The sequence below is a fragment of the uncultured Thiocystis sp. genome, from assembly GCF_903866365.1.
Taxonomy (GTDB): Bacteria; Pseudomonadota; Gammaproteobacteria; order Chromatiales; family Chromatiaceae; genus Chromatium.
In genome coordinates this window covers 38,096-53,283 of the sequence record NZ_CAIPNF010000242.1, presented here as the reverse complement: position 1 = coordinate 53,283, position 15,188 = coordinate 38,096, and the positions used below count along the sequence as shown (strand labels likewise).

Sequence of the window (15,188 nt, the reverse complement as noted above, 5' to 3'; positions counted from 1 at the left end):
GGTTTCCGCGATCCGCCCATCGACTCAGTCGGGGAGGCTGCGGGTGACACCGTGTTTTGCCATCAATCGATAGAGCGTCATGCGCGAGATGCCCAAATCCTGGGCGGTACGGCTGACGTTCGAATCGTTGCGTTCAAGCGCAAACTCCAGATTATGCTTTTCTGACTGATCCCGTCCGCTCTTGAGGGTGCCCAGGATCAAGTGCGTGGGCACATTGTTTTTGCGGTGAGCGACGTTGCCCTTAGGTTTTCTGGCCTGCCCGATGCGAATCTTGAGATCCGCGGGTCGGATCTCGTCGCCCTCGCAGTTCATGGCCGCATGATGGACGACGCTGTGCAACTCGCGAATGTTCCCCGGCCATGCGTAACCGCGCATGACCGCAAGGGCCTTCTTGCCGAATCTCAGGCCGCACTTGCGGCGATCTTTCGTGATCTCTTCAAGAAAAAAATGGGCGAGCAGTTCGATATCGTCCCCCCGGCTGCTCAAGCTGGGCGTCGTGACGCTCAGAAAGGCAAGCCGATAGTAGAGGTCGGCGCGAAACGCTTTCTCCTCGATGGCCAGGGCGAGATCGACATTGGTCGAGGCAATGACCCGCACATCCATATAGTTGCCTTGCGTGCTGCCCAACGGCGTGACGATCTTGTCTTCCAGGAAGCGCAGCAGGGTCGCCTGCGATTCCAGCGGCATATCGCCGATCTCGTCCAGAAACAGGGTGCCGCCGGTCGCGGTCTGGATATACCCGACCTTACGTGCGCTCGCGCTGGTAAAGGAACCCTTTTCGTGGCCAAACAACTCCGATTGCAGCAGCGTGTGCGGAATCGCCGCGCAGTTGATCGCGACGAAGGGTCCTTTGGCCCGTCCGGAATGCTCATGAATGGCCCGCGCGGCCAGTTCCTTGCCGGTGCCGGTTGGGCCCGTGATCAGCACCGACACATCCGACTCGGCGGCGCGCTGCAAGGTTCGATACAGCCTCTGCATGACGGGGCTGTTGCCGACCAGCCCGAAATGCGTGTGGTAGATGGCCGCATGTTTGTGTCGATAGTCGTGCTCGATTCTGGCCATGCCATAGGCATGCCCGAGAATCATCGCAAGTCGGGCGCCATCGATCGGCAAGACCTGAAAGTCATACAGTCGTTCGGCGATGAAGCGCTTGATCGCGAGTCGGTCGAGTTGCTCGTGAGCGAGGGTGGCAACCCATTTGAGGTTGGGAAGCGACAGCGTCTGCTCGACCAGTCGTGTCTCCAGTTGAAGGTCGGCGGAATCCGGGAAGACGATCAGGCCAACCAGAAAATGGTGCTCGGCATCGAGGCCGAGTGCGTCTGTAGCGTCGAGCGCATGGGCGATCGCCCACTGCTTCTGCTCCAGGAAGCGGACGATTTCTTCGGGTAAAGGATCTGGCGAAATCACGAGAAGCTTGCGCATAAACGGTTGATCCTTGACTGATGCGGTCGGGTCTCGAATAGAGATCCAGACAGGCTTCACAGGCGGCGACCAGCCGAGTACCGGTGGTCCGCCGCCATCTTGTATGAGCGATTTTGAGGGCAAGTATATCGATTTCGAGACGGTAAGTGTCACACAAATGTGACATTACAGGAGGCGTTGGATGAAAAGCGTTAAGTGGGTCGCAGGCTGGCGGTCGGCTGACAGCGCAGGTTCGATTCAGTAATAGGTCAGCGTCGAGCCCGCGCTGGAGGACTTGTTGAGCACCATCCCGATGATCTTCTCGACGCCCAGCAATTGCTGCGCATGCTGGACCTCTTCTTTCGTCGTCTTGCCTTCTTCCACCACCAGCAGCACCGCATCCAGATAGGGCAGGAAGGCGATGACATCGTCGCTGGCGAGCAGCGGCGGCATGTCGAACAGGGTGATGCGATCTTCGTACCGGCTCCTGATTTCATGCACGAGCTGAACCATCCTGGGGGAGGACAGAACCTCCGAGCTGTGAATGAAGGGCTTGTGACCGGGCAGGACTACCAGCCGCTCGATATTCGGGTGAATCAGAATCTCCGAGAGTTCCGCCTCGCCCATCAGATAGTCGCTGAGCCCGGGGTGTCCTGCCGGGACGAAATAGCGCCCGAGCGAGGGGCGCCGCAGATCCAGATCCACCAGCAGCACCGTCTGATTGACCTCGCGCGCCAGACTGATCCCGAGGTTGATCGCGGTCAGGGTCTTGCCGTTGCCTTCGCCCGCGCTCGTGATCGCCAGGGTCCGCCAACCGTTGGCGCGCATCCGCTGCAACACATGCGTGCGCAACACCTTATACGATTGTTCGACCGGATCATGCTTCTTGGACACGAAGATACGCAGTTCGCGCAGGCGCGCCGGATCGACCTGAACGGTCGTGGTTCGGGTATAGGCGACATCCACGCCGGAGGCTGTCGCCAGCGTATTGGCGGCGGGGAGTCCGCGCTCGTCGGGCGCCAGCGGGTGGCGCTCCGCGGGAGCGGGTGTGGGCGAAGCGGTTTCCCTGAGCGCGGATTTCTCCAGCGTGGTTAAGCGATCCATACGGACACACCTCAAGACGACGAGCGGATTTGGTTAGAGCATGAGAAGATCGAGTTTGCGCATGAGCGCGAACCAGAGGACATCCAGCGGCATGACGAAGAGGTGGAAGACGATCACGCCCCCGATCAGCGCCAGCAACACCGCGCCGATCGTCAGCAGCCGCCGCCGGATCCGGCGGCGGCGATCCAGGCTCGTTTCGATATACGGGATGACTCCGAGCAAGGGAACCTTCGCGATAGTTTGCAGCGCGCGCGCGCCGTGGATGCCCTTGTCCAGCATCTCGCGCAGCGCCAGATGGCCCACGCCGCCCGCCAGCGACAGCACGACGCCCAGCACCAGGATCGCCGGCCGATTCGGTTTGAAGGGTTTTTCCGGGACCAGCGGGGGCTCGATCAGCAGGAAGCGTTCGCCCTTGCGGTTCGTTTCCAGCGACTGCGCCAACTCCGCCTGCAGCACCTTATCGCGCACCTCGCGATACTTGTTCATGGCATTGTCATAGTCGCGGGTCAGGGCGCTGTACTGCTGTTCGATTCGCGGAGAGGCCTTGACGTATTCCTCGTACTTCGCCAGTTCTTTTTCCAGTTCCACGCGCTTGAGTTTGAGCGATTCGATGTCCTGACGCGCCGCATCGAGACGGGTGCGCAATTGCACCGAGGCCGGATCGGTCGCGGCCCGGTTCCGAGCCAGGCGATCGCTGGCTGGATCGACCTCGGCGAGCTGCTTGCGGGTGGCCTCGATACTCCGCTTCAAGCGGAGGACATCCGGGTGGTCTTCGGCATAGCGTTCGCGCAGCACCGCCAGCTCGGTGTGCAGCTCGGCCAGCCGGGATTGCAGTTCGCCCGAGCTCGTCTGGCCGACCATGCCGCGGAGCGTAGCCATCTCCCGTTCCAGTCGAATCCGGTCGGGATGCGTGGTCGAATAGCGCGAGACGGTCTGGGCGTACTGGGCCTCCAGCTCCCGGAGCCGCAGCGTCGAGGCGTCCGTTGTGCCGGTCGCGTCCATCTGGGCCAGTTCCGATTCCAGATAGAGCTTCTGCTGTTCCAGGCTCTGTTGCGACTGGATGTTGTCGCGCAATTGGGACTCGGTGCGCGCCATCAGCTCGCGATTGAGCGAAGCGAACTCGGGAAGCGCCTCGCCATGCTCTTCCTTGAAGGCCGCGAGCCGCGCTTCCAGCGTGGCGATCTGCTCGCCGAGCTTGTCCGCCTCGGCCTGGAGGAAGGTCGTCGCGTCGGTCACCGCCGCCTGGCGCTGTTCGATATTCTCCTGCAGAAAGAGCGAGACCAGACCGCTGGTGACCTTTTGCGCCTGCCCCGGAGATTCGTTTTCGAAGGAGAGCGAAAAGGCGATGGTCGCCTCCTGCGCGCGCCCGCTGCGCGGATCCATCACATCGGCGCTGATCATGTCCAGCTTGATGCGGTCGCGCATCTGCTCCACGGCCATGTTCAGACTGATCTTGCGGCGCAGCTCCGGATAGAGGTCGTAGCGTTCGATCAATTGGCCGAGGTTTTCGGTCGTCATCACGCGCCGGCTGATGACCTGAATCCGCTGATCCGCGAAACTCGTCACCGTCGTCTGAACCAGATCCGAAGGAATTTCCTGCTGTTCGATGAGGATCGTCGCCGAGGAGCGATAGGAAGCCGGAAGCAGGACCGCGACCGCCGCCGTCAGCACCGCCAGGATGACCGCGGGGACGATGAGCTGCCACTTGCGGCGCTTGAGAATGGCCAGATAGTCGTCAAGGGTCTGTAACTGCTCGTCCACGATTCACCTGTACTCCTGAATGCCGAAAAACGATCCGTCACGTCCAATCAGTCACCCTCGCTCGCGACATCGCACCTCCGTGCCGCGAGAGCCACACTGAACGTTCCGTGCGGCTGTACGAGGACGCACCCATTCTCCTGAATGCCGCCGAATCTTAGGCAATACGGCAGGTAAGGTCCAGGGAAAACGGCGGTCTCCTCATCGCCGGTCAGTGAATGGACCTGACTGTCGTCTGGTTTGCTTGGGATGGGTTCCGTCAACCAACCCACGACGACAGGGCTCCCGGCCTTCAGGCCCCAGACGGGACAGACCAGGACGGTCTGTCCACGCGAGCGAGTTTCGTAGGGTACGCATCGCGTACCATTCGGCTACAGTCACGCTTGGCAGGATCGGGATCGTCGGGCATCGTTCAACTCCCTCGGTTAGTTGGCCCTTCCAAGGGTGACCACGACATCTGGGAAAGTCCGATCAGCGGTCGGCGCTTTCCCGTGGATGGGAAAATCCGCTCGCGCCACATGGCCAACACCGTTCTCAAACAAGCGGGTCTGCCGCAAACACTGTGATCAAGTTTCGTAGGGTGGGTAGAGCGAAGCGAAACCCACCGAACCCCGCGCCGACGGTTCAGTTCCGCGCAACAAAAAACGCCCCCGGCCTACCCTGAGCGAAGTCGAAGGGTTTTCCAAGGGCGTTTACAAAGGTCAGGCGTTGGCGCGTGGGTTCGGTGGGTTTCGTGACCAGCACGGTATCTGTGCCAATGATCGACGTTATACCGTGATCACTCTAACCACCCTACCTTGCTCCACAAAAAAGCCCTGCCGAGTGGCAGGGCTTTTGTGCGCCAGGGTTAGACGTGATCCAGAGCCGGCAGCGAATGCCGGATCGCGGATCCCCGACGACTGAGATCAGACCTTGCTGGAGCGGCGGCGGGCAACCCCGACCAGACCCATGAGCGCGGAACCAAAGAGCCAAGCGGCGGCGGGGACGGGAACGGGGGTGCCAACGAGTCTCACATTATCGACGAGACCACCATATGTGTCGTCCGTACCAACCGCTGCGAAATAAATGCCGATTTTTGTGGCTGCAGTCAAATTAAAGTCGAGCTTGATCTTCTGCCAGTTTTTAGCGAGCACGTCTTCTGCAGTGCCGAACCCAATTACATTGTCACCGTCGACATCGTCGACGTTGAAAATCTTGTAGTTGATGCCATTCGTCTCTGCGGTAGCTGTCCGCCCGAGATACCAAAAGGAAAGTGTGTAACTGCCAGCCAAGAGGTCAATGCCATTCTTGGTCTCCATGGCAGAATTGCCTGGAGCGGGGTGGCTGTCCAGCTCGATTTTCCTTTCACCGTCATATGCTGCGATACCGTCAACAACGCCATTTTGCACTTCGATTCCGGGGCCACCGACAGTCTTCCACTTGGTAAGTTCATTGAAAACCTGCCATTGGCCGCCGTTTGCTGTGATAGCTGGTGTTGTAGACTCGAAACCATCAAAAAAGTACGATGCTGCGTTCGCGCCAACTGATGCGCCAAGCAGAGCAAGACCGCCGAATGCAACAAGAACTGACTTTTTCATATAAATCCTGAAGTGAAGGTTAGGTGCCGATCAAGAAACGCAAAGACACATTAAGAGCACATGAACGAATCCGAGAAACGATGATTGCGTGTCTCTCGAAATCTGTTACGCAGTTGTATAAGCGATTGGCGTGCCAATTTAAAGTCATAAATAAAATCAATGACTTATGTCGGATAGCGATCCACTTCCACGCTCAAAGTGTCACATCGGTGATACGCGGTGGATTTCTAGGTCGCTTCGAGTATCCGATTTCCGATCTTAAGTTGTTGAAATAAATCTATTTTTTTGCTATCGGCCGGGCATGATCGGAGTTTCGACTCTGTACCAGGAATGTGACAGCGACCGTCCTCGAATGGTCCCGGATACCCTGACAGAGCCTGTTCCGTGTCTCTTCGAACATCCGCGAACCCGGTGTGTTAACGCCATCATTCCTTTATTTCCTAGCTACTTAGCGCCTCTGGCCGCTACCTTGCCCGGCGTCGTGAAGGGGGAAAACCGAACGGTTCATTGCTGTGATACATTTTCAAAGCTGTCACACTGTTGAGACAGTGTTACGTCTTCGGAATCTCCAGCCCGCGTAGGTTGGGGTGAACGAGAGTGAACCCCAACATCCACGCCGGCCATGCAACCGGGGCCGGTGTTCATTCCCGGCACGGTGGCAGGTTGGGGTTCGTCCCTCACCCCAACCTACAACAAATTGTGGCTCATCCGCTGGTTGAGCCCGCGTAGCGAGAGAGGCTGGGCAGACTGACTGCGGTATGACGCTGATGATTGGCACGGATGCCGGTTGCTCACGAAACCCACCGAAACCAACGCTCCAACGCCTGACGTTTTAAACGCCCTTGGAAAACCCTTCGACTTCGCTCAGGGCAGGCCGGGGGCGCTTTTGTTGCGTGGAACTGAGGCGATATCCAGGAAAGTCTCTACCATTGAAGAAGAAGGAGGGGCGAACGCGGGTGTTTGGCCAAGCAAGGGATGAGGCGATTTCCGAGAATAAGTCTCCCTGCAAGTCGGGGCGATTGAAATCGCCCCGACGCGGTACAGCCTTTTCCGAGAATCGCCTTAAACACGGAAGGATTGGAGTGCGTTTCAGTCATCAACCTGCATCGCGCGGGCTGAATGATCTGACGGGACAGACCAGGATGGTCTGTCGACGCAAAGAGCGTGCTTCGTTCGTTAGACCTTGGCTGTCTGGCGCCGGGCAATGCCGACCAGCCCCATGAGCGCGGAGCCAAAGAGCCAGACGGCAGGCGGGATGGGGACGCCGGTGACGCTGACCGCATCAAGATAACCGCCGAGTGTATCGCTCTTGCCCGTCGCTTCGAAAAACAGGGAGATCGTTGTTCGGTCATTCAGGGTGAAGTTGAAATTGAAGACTTTCCAACCATCGTCGAAAACTCCGGACACGGTGTTCACTTTATTCTCATTAATTCCGGTACCCGCAAAGCGGTAATTGATGCCATTCGTGTCTATATCTCCAGTACGGCCGAAATAGGCAAATGAAAGGAGATAACTGCCGGCCTCGAGGAGGATTTTTTGGGACATGCCGGAATTGGCGTTGTTGAAATTGCCGTGGCTGTCCAACTCGACTTTCTGCACGCCTGTATAAGCAGGGGATCCGCCAATATCACCGCGCTGCACTTCGATTCCAGGTCCCGTGGTCGTGGTCCAGCCAGTGATGCCCTCTTTGTAAACTTGCCATTTGCCGTCGTGATGCGCTGGACTGTCCACCTCGAAATCGCCGTTGACAACATGGTTCACGGAGGCGGCGGAAGCCATGCCGGATACGCAAAAGAGGTCGATCATCGCGGAAATCGCTAAACTAGTCATGAGCTTATTCATTTTTATGCCGTTCCCGATGAAATGCAAAATCTCAAAACGCGAAGCGGTCCGGGCCTGAAGCGAGTGAAAGCAGCCGGAGCATCCGCGCATTCGGTCATCGTTCGTCTTGCAAGAGATAAGGCAATTAACAGGCCATTAAAAAGACGTTTAAAAATAAAAAGTTAGTTTTTCAGATGCGTTTGATCGGTGGTTAAAGTGTAAGGTTGGCGAAACGTGGGGCAGCGGTCGCCCCGATTCCTGAAACCGCGGACGTTTTTTGTGGAATTCCTTGCGGATCAAGCGACTTCTAACCAGTCTCGGGTTGAACGTGTGCGTTTCCAGCAATGGACGCAGCCGGCGTGCCGAAGGTTGCCGCACCTCTCCCGACGCCGCTCGTCACGCATCTTTAATGCCTTGAAAATATAATGGAAAGTTCCGGGTTGGCTGGCGTATTGCCTGGGTTTTCGAAACGGGATCATGCCGAACTGTCACGTTTCCGTTACATCTTTATTGAGCCGGGGCTTCGCGGAGTACGAAGATGACACGGAACTGGGGCGTTGGATCACGAGGCGTCGCGCGCTGGGCGCGGATTTGATCGGCCGTTGCCTTCTTTCCAAGTCATCGGCATGATGACGCACGAATTCAATCAACGGGACTTGATCATCATCCGGACAGGAACGATGTCGCGACCTGGGATCGCCGAATTGCTCTCGGCGTTGACTCCGGCCCGTGGCCGGAGGGCCGGGTGCAACTCGGCGATCCCAGCGGCGGCGGATGCGCGTTCGGCGCAAACGATGATCGAAGGCCAGTCGGCGTTTTGTGCGTAGTGAACACTTTGTGCGTAGTGAACACAATCTTTAAGGAGATGATGATGGAACGATTGTTTGGGAGATTTTTGCTGGCTTCGATGCTGGTTGCATTGCTCGTCGGCTGCGGCGAGGCGGATCGCAAGCAAGCGTATTTCGATCGCGGCATGGAACTGCTGGCGCAGGATAATCAGCCCAAGGCGCGGCTGGAGTTCAAGAATGCGCTCCAGATCGATCCGAAATATGCGCCGGCCTGGTACCAACTCGCCAAAATCGAGGCCGCGCAGGAGAACTGGAACGCGGCCTTCGGCGCCTATGGCAAGGCGGTCGAGCTGGATCCGCAGAATGCCGAGGCCCGGGTGAGCCGCGCGCAGTTGCTGTTCGACGCCAACCAGATCGACGATGCGCTGGCCGATGCCGAGATCATTTTGACTGCGGATCCGAAGCACGCGGATGCGTTGGCGCTGCGGGCCGGGGTGCGAGGGCGTCAGGGCGATCTGGACGCCGCCGAGACGGACGCCCAGGCGGCGCTGGCGGTGGACCCTCAACATCTCAATGCGCTGGCGCTGCTGGCCGAAATCGCCATGGCGCGCAACGATCGCGAGACGGCCGGTCAATTTCTGGAGCGAGCGATTCAGGCGCATCCGCGCGAGGTGCGTCCGCGGCTGATGTTGGCCGGGGTATCTCAGGCATCCGGCAAGCCGGAGGCGGCGCGGGCGCAGCTTGAGCAATTGATCGAGTTGGAACCGAACGAATTGGCGCATGTGGCGCGTCTGGCCGCGTTTCTCACCCAAGAGGGCCAGAAGGACGCGGCCGAAGCAGTCTTGCGGGTGGCCATCGCGGCCAACCCCGAGCAGCTCAAGGCCAAACTGCTGCTGGTCGAGTGGACCGCGCAGCAGCGGGGTGTCGATCCCGGCATCCAGGTGCTGGAGGGCTTGATCGCCGCCGCGCCCGATGTCTACGATCTGCGTTTCGCGCTGGCTGAGCTGGAGCGGGCCGCGGGGCGCAAGGAGGATGCCGCCACGGTCTATCGCACGATCATCGAACGCGATTCGCTGGGGCCGCAGGGGATGAAGGCGCGCACCCAACTCGCCGCGCTGCTGCTGGCGGACCAGCGCGCGGAGGAGGCCGCGACGCTGGTCGAGGAGGTGTTGAAGGAAGACGCGCGCGATGGCGATGCGCTGCTGGTCAGGGCCGCCATTGCGGTTGGGCGCAAGGATGCCGATCAGGCCATCGCGGATCTTCAGAATGTCCTGCAGAACAACCCGAAGGCGACCGGGGCGCTGTTATTGCTGGCGCAGGCCCACGTTTTGAAGGAGGAGCCCACGCTGGCGCAGGATGCGCTGGAAAAGGCGATCGACGCGGCGCCGACCGAACCGCAAGCCTATCTGGCGCTGGCCCAGTTGCGGGTCGACAGTGGCGACATGCAGGGGGCGTCGGTCACGCTGGAGCGCTTCCTTGACCGCGTCCCCGAAAACGATCAGGTGCAAAGCGCCTTGGCGCGGATTCAGCTCAGTCAGCAGGATTGGGGGGCGATGGAGCGCACCGCCACGCGGATCCTCGAGACCCGTCCCGAACACCCGCTGGGCTATTATCTCAAGGGGCTGATTTTCCAGCGCAACGATCGGTTGCAGGAGAGTATCGCGCAGTTCGAGAAGGCGCTCGAAAAACGTCCGGACGCCGTCGAGCCGCTGCTGGCGCTCACCCGCAGTCACATGGCCCTGGGCCAGGCGGAGCAGGCCGAGCAGAGACTCAAGCAATTGCTCGCCGAGCAACCCGCGAATGCCGCCGCGCTCAATCTGCTGGGCGAGGTTTACGCCTCGACACGGCGTTATCCCGACGCCCTGGCGCAGTTCAAGCAGGTGATCGTGCTGTTCCCGAAATCGCCGAACGCCTATGCGCGTCTAGCCGAGCTGCAAGGACAGAGCGGCGATCCGAAGGCGGCGCTCGCGACCCTGCGCTCGGGGGTCGAGGCCACGAACCGTAACGCCTTCCTGGTCTTCCGGCTCGGGATCGCCCTGCAGGAGTCCGGCGACGATGACGCGGCGATCGCGGCCTATGAAGAAGTGCTCAAGAACAATCCCGAAGCGGACGCGGTGATCAATAATCTGGCCATGCTGCTGGCCAGTCGCCGGACGGATCCCGCGAGCCTGACGCGGGCGCTGGAGCTGGCGCGGCGTTTCGAGGACTCCGATCAATGGGTGTTGCTGGATACGCTCGGATGGGTCCAGTTTCGTGCCGGCGAGGTCGAGAAGGCCGTCGCGACTCTGGAAAAAGCGGCCGGTCTGATCGATCCGGACCCGCCGGAGATGCAGTATCACCTCGGCATGGTCTATGCCGCGCAGGGGCGGCGCGATGCGGCCAAGACGTTGCTGACCAGCGCGCTGGACGCCAAGAGCCCCTTTCCTGGCATCGCGGAGGCGCGCGAGACGCTTGGGGGGCTGTAGCCCAAGATCGCCCGACGGCAATCGAACGACTTGAACTGGACATGGCTTGGCTGAAACCTCCTCGACCGAGACGAGTCGGGATCCCTCTGTCGCTGTGGCTCGCGCTGGCGAGCCTCGGCGCGTTCGCCGAGACCGGCCAACCGCCCGCAACGCTGGCGCCGCTGGTTCTGCTACCGCGTCAGGCGCTCGGTCCCGAGGAACTCGGGGTTATCGTCAACGACCGGGATCCGCGCAGCCGCCGGATCGCGCGCGAGTACAGCGCCAAGCGTCGGATTCCTCCAGAAAACCTCATCCACGTCAGTTTTCCCCCGCATCGACGGATGATCACGCCCGAGCAGTTCCAGGCGATCCAGGCTCGGGTGACGGCGACGACGCCCGAGCGCGTGCAGGCGTATGCCCTGACCTGGACCGAACCCTATCGGGTCGGCTGCATGTCCATCACCACGGCCTTCGCGGCGGGATATGACGAGTCATTCTGCGCTGACGGTTGTCGCGCCACCAAGGCGAGCCCCTATTTCGCGTCGGCCAGCCTGCGTCCCTCGACCGATTTTGGCTGGCGGCCCACCATGGCGCTGGCCGGTTCCAGTCTGGATGCGGTCCGGGCGCTCATCGACCGTGGCGTGGCCTCCGATGACACGCGCCCCAGTGGGACGGTCTATCTGGTCAAAACCAGCGATGCCGCGCGCAGCGTGCGCGCTCAGAGTTTTGGACGCGTTCAAGCGTTGTTTGGAGCGGCCATTCGGATCGAGCGAATCGAGGCCGATGCCATCGCCCATCAGCAGAACGTGCTGGTTTATCTCACCGGTGCGGCCGAGGTGCCCGAGATCGCGACGAACCAGTTCCTTCCGGGCGCCATCGCCGATCATTTGACCTCGACCGGCGGTCAGTTGACCGATAGCCGCCAGATGAGCAGCCTGGCCTGGCTCGACGCCGGAGCGACCGGCAGTTATGGCAGTGTCGTCGAACCCTGCAATTTCACCGCGAAATTCCCGGACCCGGTCATCCTGATCGGAACCTATCTCAGTGGCGCCACCCTGATCGAAGCCTATTGGAAAAGTCTGCTCATGCCGGGGCAGGGCATCCTGATCGGCGAGCCGCTGGCACGGCCCTTTGGCGGTTATGAGCTGACCTTCGACGGCGCGGCCTGGATCCTGAAGACCTTTGCGCTCCTGCCGGGCCGCTATCGACTCGAATCCGCCGACCAGCCGATGGGGCCTTATCGGCCTGTCGGAGCCTTCGTCAAGCCGGATGCCAATCCGCTTCGGCTACGTTTGCCCACGGATGGCAAGCCGTATTATCGGGTCGTCGCGGCGGACGCGGTGGCGGCGATCGACGACGGATAAAGCTGCGGAACGGGGGCGAAGACACCCTCTCGTTTAAAGAAATCAGAGATGAGTAGCGAGATCGTGGCTCCAAGGTGTCGGCATCAGCCATCCAATCGAGTTCATTCCACCCTCAGTGCTCATCCAGGACATGATGGTCCGCATGGGCTGGCGCGGACGGGTCATGGCCGTGCTCGGCGCTGACGCCGGGCGCGTGCAGATGGAGGTGGGCGTGTCGGTGGCGGTGTCCGTGGCTGTGCAGGATGGCGTCCGTCAGGCGTCCATCGGCCAGCCGCACGGCGCGGGTCGCCAGTCGTTCCAGGAATCGCCGGTCGTGGGAGACGATGATCATGGCCTGATCCAGCCCGGACAGATGTTCGATGAGGCGCTGCTCAGTGGCCTCGTCGAGACCGTTGGTCGGTTCGTCGAGCAACAGCGCCTCGGGGCTCATCGCGAGCACGGTCGCCAGCGCCACCAGTCGCTTTTCGCCGGCGGACAGACGATGGGTGACACGCTCGGCAAATCCGGCCAGCCCGAGCGCCTCCAGCGTCCGCAACGCATCGTCGCGCGCGGCCGCAGGCGGGCGGCCCAGATTCAGCGGTCCGAAGGCGACATCCTCAAGCACCGTCGGGCAGAACAACTGATCGTCCGAGTCCTGGAACAGCAAGCCGACCCGCGCCCGCACCGGGCGGAAATCGGCCTCGGTCCGGCGTGCGTCGCCAAACGCCAGCACCTGCCCGGCGCTCGGGCGCCGCAGACCGACCAGCAGATGCAGCAAGGTGGTCTTGCCGGCACCATTCGGCCCGACCAGCGCGACCCGATCGCCCGCGTTCAGCGTGAAATCCACGTCGCTCAGGACGGCGCGCTCGGGATATCCAAAGGTGGCCTGGCGCAGTTCGAGCAGCGGCGCCGTCATGTCAGCCGATCCAGGGTCGTCAGGCCGCCGAGAAACAGCGCGAATCCAAGCGCCAGCGCGGTATCGGCAGGTCGCCAATGCGTCGAATCCAGCAGATAGAGCCGGCCCTGGAAACCCCGGCAGCGCATCGCCGCCAGCAGGCGTTGCGCGCGCGCCAGACTGCGCACCAGCAGCATGCCCATCAACCAGCCATAGCTGTTCCAGGTGTGCCGATCGCTGTGCGGAACGAAGGCGCGCGCCCGCATCGCCTGGCGCAGACGGATGAATTCCTGATGCAGCAGATGGATCTGGCGGATCGTCATCAAGAGCAGATGGACCAGTTTTTCGGGCACGCCCAGCCGCGCCAGCGCATGACCGAAGACGACCGGTTCCAGGCTGCCGACCAGCGCCAGCAGGACCAGCACCACGGCGTTGGCCCGCAGCAGGATCTTGACGGCGAGCGCCAGGCCCTCCTGACTGGCGGCGAGAGGGCCGACCGCGATCAGTGGACTGCCGGGCACCGTGAAGGGCAGGGTGATCAGCAGGATGAGCATGAACCCTTCCAGGGCCAGCAGTTGCCGCAAAAGATCGGGTGCGCGCATCCCAGCGCTGGCGGCCAGCGCGGCGGCGAACAGGACGGCGGCCAGCAGCGCGGGCGGGTGCCGAAGGCTGACGGCGACCAGCGCGAACAACAGGGCGGCGACGATGCGCAGTCGGGGGTCGCGGACGGTGATCCAGCCCGACCCGCGCGGGCTGAGCAAGGCGGTCTGGCTCATGCTCGCGGGTCGGGCCGTCGGCCGTGCCACCAGAGCGCAAGCCCGGTTAGACCGAGGATGTAGCCGAGCCCGCCCAGGATGTCGCGTAACCGGACCTCATCCTGAGCGGCGATCAGTTGTTCGCGCAGCGGACGCACCTGGCGGGCGACGGCCTGATCGATGGCGGCGATGAGCGTCGGGTCGAGGTGGCGTGTCTCGCCGGAAACCGGAGCGGCGACGGGATTGGCGAGACGGGCGCCCTCGGTTTCCGTGGGTTCGGAGGTCGGGGTGTCGGTGGTCAGGAGCTGGGGTGAATCGGCGCCGGCGCGGGGAAACCCGCCCGCCAGTTCGTCCGCCCGTATCCGCCATTGCGCGCGATGACCGTCGCCGCTCTCGGCGACGATGAGATGGTCGGTCGGCGTCCGCGCCCGATAGCGGAAATGGCCCTCGTCCGTCGGCGTCAGTTGGGCGAGCACCTGTCCAGCGGCATCCTGGATCTGGATGCGTGCCCCCGCCGCCTTCGCGCCGCCGGCAAAATAGGCCGTGCCCTCGATGCGGTCGCCCTCGGCGAATGCGAAGACCTGGAGCTTGTGGGCGGCAACCGGCAGGCTGGTCAACGCGAGCATGAGCGGCAGCACCAGATGACGGGGGAAGGGGGCTCTGGCGCGCGAAACGGGATCAGGCATGGGAGACCTCGGGAGACCGCAGCAACTCCGGGGCAACCCGCGCGAGAAAGGCCACCACCGTGCCCGTGATGACCGCCTCGACCAGCGCCAGCGGCAGGTAGGTCACCACCAGCACCCCAGCGGCAGGCAGAAACGCCTTGCCGCTCAGTCCCAGGCTCAGGGCGACCAGTACGCCGGTCATCAGCACGCCGAGCCCGCCGGCCGCCGCACCGATCCAGAACAGACGCGGAGTCGCGACCCGCCGCATCCAGGGGGCCAGCAACAGCGCGCAGAGCAGCGCGGGCAGGGCCATATTCATGGTATTGACGCCGAGCACCAGAATGCCGCCATAGCCGAAAAAGGCGGCCTGAAGCACCAGGGCCACGAACAGCGCCGGCAGCGCGGTCCAGCCGAGCAGCAGGCCCATGAGCCCATTGAGCAGCAGATGCACACTACTGGGTCCGACCGGGACATTGATGAGCGAGGAGACGAAAAAGGCCGCCGACAACACGGCCGTCTGAGGCAGGCGATCATAATCGAGCCGGCGCAACGCGACCGTGAGCAGCCCGACCGAGACCAGGCCGCCGACGATCAGCACCGGCGCCGAGAGTACGCCATCGGGGATGTGAGCCATCGC

At 61.8% G+C, this 15,188-nt stretch carries 11 protein-coding genes; 2 read left to right on the top strand and 9 right to left on the bottom strand.

Features of this window, described 5'->3' with window-relative positions:
* Window positions 1-24: 24 nt before the first annotated feature.
* From QZY07_RS13530 to QZY07_RS13510, 5 genes are all read right to left on the bottom strand, one after another.
* The gene (locus tag QZY07_RS13530) at window positions 25-1,422 is read right to left on the bottom strand and encodes a sigma-54 dependent transcriptional regulator (RefSeq protein ID WP_295403568.1); all 1,398 of its coding nucleotides are present in this window, start codon (window positions 1,420-1,422) and stop codon (window positions 25-27) included.
* Between the two features lie 237 nt (window positions 1,423-1,659).
* Window positions 1,660-2,505, bottom strand: coding sequence for a CpsD/CapB family tyrosine-protein kinase (locus tag QZY07_RS13525; protein WP_295403565.1), 846 nt, complete (start codon window positions 2,503-2,505; stop codon window positions 1,660-1,662).
* Between the two features lie 33 nt (window positions 2,506-2,538).
* Window positions 2,539-4,266, bottom strand: coding sequence for a Wzz/FepE/Etk N-terminal domain-containing protein (locus tag QZY07_RS13520; protein WP_295403563.1), 1,728 nt, complete (start codon window positions 4,264-4,266; stop codon window positions 2,539-2,541).
* A gap of 902 nt (window positions 4,267-5,168) precedes the next feature.
* A complete protein-coding gene (locus QZY07_RS13515; protein WP_295403561.1) occupies window positions 5,169-5,840 on the bottom strand; it encodes a hypothetical protein in 672 nt (223 codons plus the stop codon).
* 1,176 nt (window positions 5,841-7,016) lie between these two features.
* Entirely contained in the window at window positions 7,017-7,682 is a 666-nt protein-coding gene (locus tag QZY07_RS13510) for a VPLPA-CTERM sorting domain-containing protein (protein ID WP_295403559.1), read from the bottom strand.
* A gap of 850 nt (window positions 7,683-8,532) precedes the next feature.
* Here QZY07_RS13510 and QZY07_RS13505 point away from each other — a divergent pair.
* A complete protein-coding gene (locus QZY07_RS13505; RefSeq protein WP_295403556.1) occupies window positions 8,533-10,914 on the top strand; it encodes a tetratricopeptide repeat protein in 2,382 nt (793 codons plus the stop codon).
* 41 nt (window positions 10,915-10,955) lie between these two features.
* A complete protein-coding gene (locus tag QZY07_RS13500; protein WP_295403554.1) occupies window positions 10,956-12,257 on the top strand; it encodes a TIGR03790 family protein in 1,302 nt (433 codons plus the stop codon).
* A gap of 112 nt (window positions 12,258-12,369) precedes the next feature.
* On the opposite strand, the gene QZY07_RS13495 is transcribed toward QZY07_RS13500, so the two are convergent.
* From QZY07_RS13495 to cbiM, 4 genes are read right to left on the bottom strand one after another with little or no spacing between them, the layout of a single operon-like run.
* Window positions 12,370-13,152: an ABC transporter ATP-binding protein gene (locus QZY07_RS13495; RefSeq protein ID WP_295403551.1), complete on the bottom strand. Its 783-nt coding sequence runs from the start codon at window positions 13,150-13,152 to the stop codon at window positions 12,370-12,372.
* Window positions 13,149-13,907 carry a cobalt ECF transporter T component CbiQ gene (gene cbiQ / locus QZY07_RS13490; protein WP_295403548.1) on the bottom strand — a complete coding sequence of 253 codons (759 nt, stop codon included), beginning with the start codon at window positions 13,905-13,907 and terminating at the stop codon, window positions 13,149-13,151. Before cbiQ ends, QZY07_RS13495 begins: the two co-directional genes overlap by 4 nt.
* Complete coding sequence (locus tag QZY07_RS13485) at window positions 13,904-14,572, bottom strand: hypothetical protein (RefSeq protein WP_295403546.1); 669 nt, start codon at window positions 14,570-14,572, stop codon at window positions 13,904-13,906. Before QZY07_RS13485 ends, cbiQ begins: the two co-directional genes overlap by 4 nt.
* Window positions 14,565-15,185 carry a cobalt transporter CbiM gene (gene cbiM, locus QZY07_RS13480; protein WP_295403544.1) on the bottom strand — a complete coding sequence of 207 codons (621 nt, stop codon included), beginning with the start codon at window positions 15,183-15,185 and terminating at the stop codon, window positions 14,565-14,567. Before cbiM ends, QZY07_RS13485 begins: the two co-directional genes overlap by 8 nt.
* Window positions 15,186-15,188 lie beyond the last annotated feature (3 nt).

Bases quoted from the DNA above. Each gene is read 5' to 3' on its own strand.
- QZY07_RS13485 (WP_295403546.1), bottom strand. From the start codon at position 14,572: ATGCCTGATCCCGTTTCGCGCGCCAGAGCCCCCTTCCCCCGTCATCTG.
- QZY07_RS13500 (WP_295403554.1), top strand. From the start codon at position 10,956: ATGGCTTGGCTGAAACCTCCTCGACCGAGACGAGTCGGGATCCCTCTG.
- QZY07_RS13495 (WP_295403551.1), bottom strand. From the start codon at position 13,152: ATGACGGCGCCGCTGCTCGAACTGCGCCAGGCCACCTTTGGATATCCC.
- QZY07_RS13510 (WP_295403559.1), bottom strand. From the start codon at position 7,682: ATGAATAAGCTCATGACTAGTTTAGCGATTTCCGCGATGATCGACCTC.
- QZY07_RS13505 (WP_295403556.1), top strand. From the start codon at position 8,533: ATGGAACGATTGTTTGGGAGATTTTTGCTGGCTTCGATGCTGGTTGCA.
- cbiQ (WP_295403548.1), bottom strand. From the start codon at position 13,907: ATGAGCCAGACCGCCTTGCTCAGCCCGCGCGGGTCGGGCTGGATCACC.
- QZY07_RS13515 (WP_295403561.1), bottom strand. From the start codon at position 5,840: ATGAAAAAGTCAGTTCTTGTTGCATTCGGCGGTCTTGCTCTGCTTGGC.
- QZY07_RS13530 (WP_295403568.1), bottom strand. From the start codon at position 1,422: ATGCGCAAGCTTCTCGTGATTTCGCCAGATCCTTTACCCGAAGAAATC.
- QZY07_RS13525 (WP_295403565.1), bottom strand. From the start codon at position 2,505: ATGGATCGCTTAACCACGCTGGAGAAATCCGCGCTCAGGGAAACCGCT.
- cbiM (WP_295403544.1), bottom strand. From the start codon at position 15,185: ATGGCTCACATCCCCGATGGCGTACTCTCGGCGCCGGTGCTGATCGTC.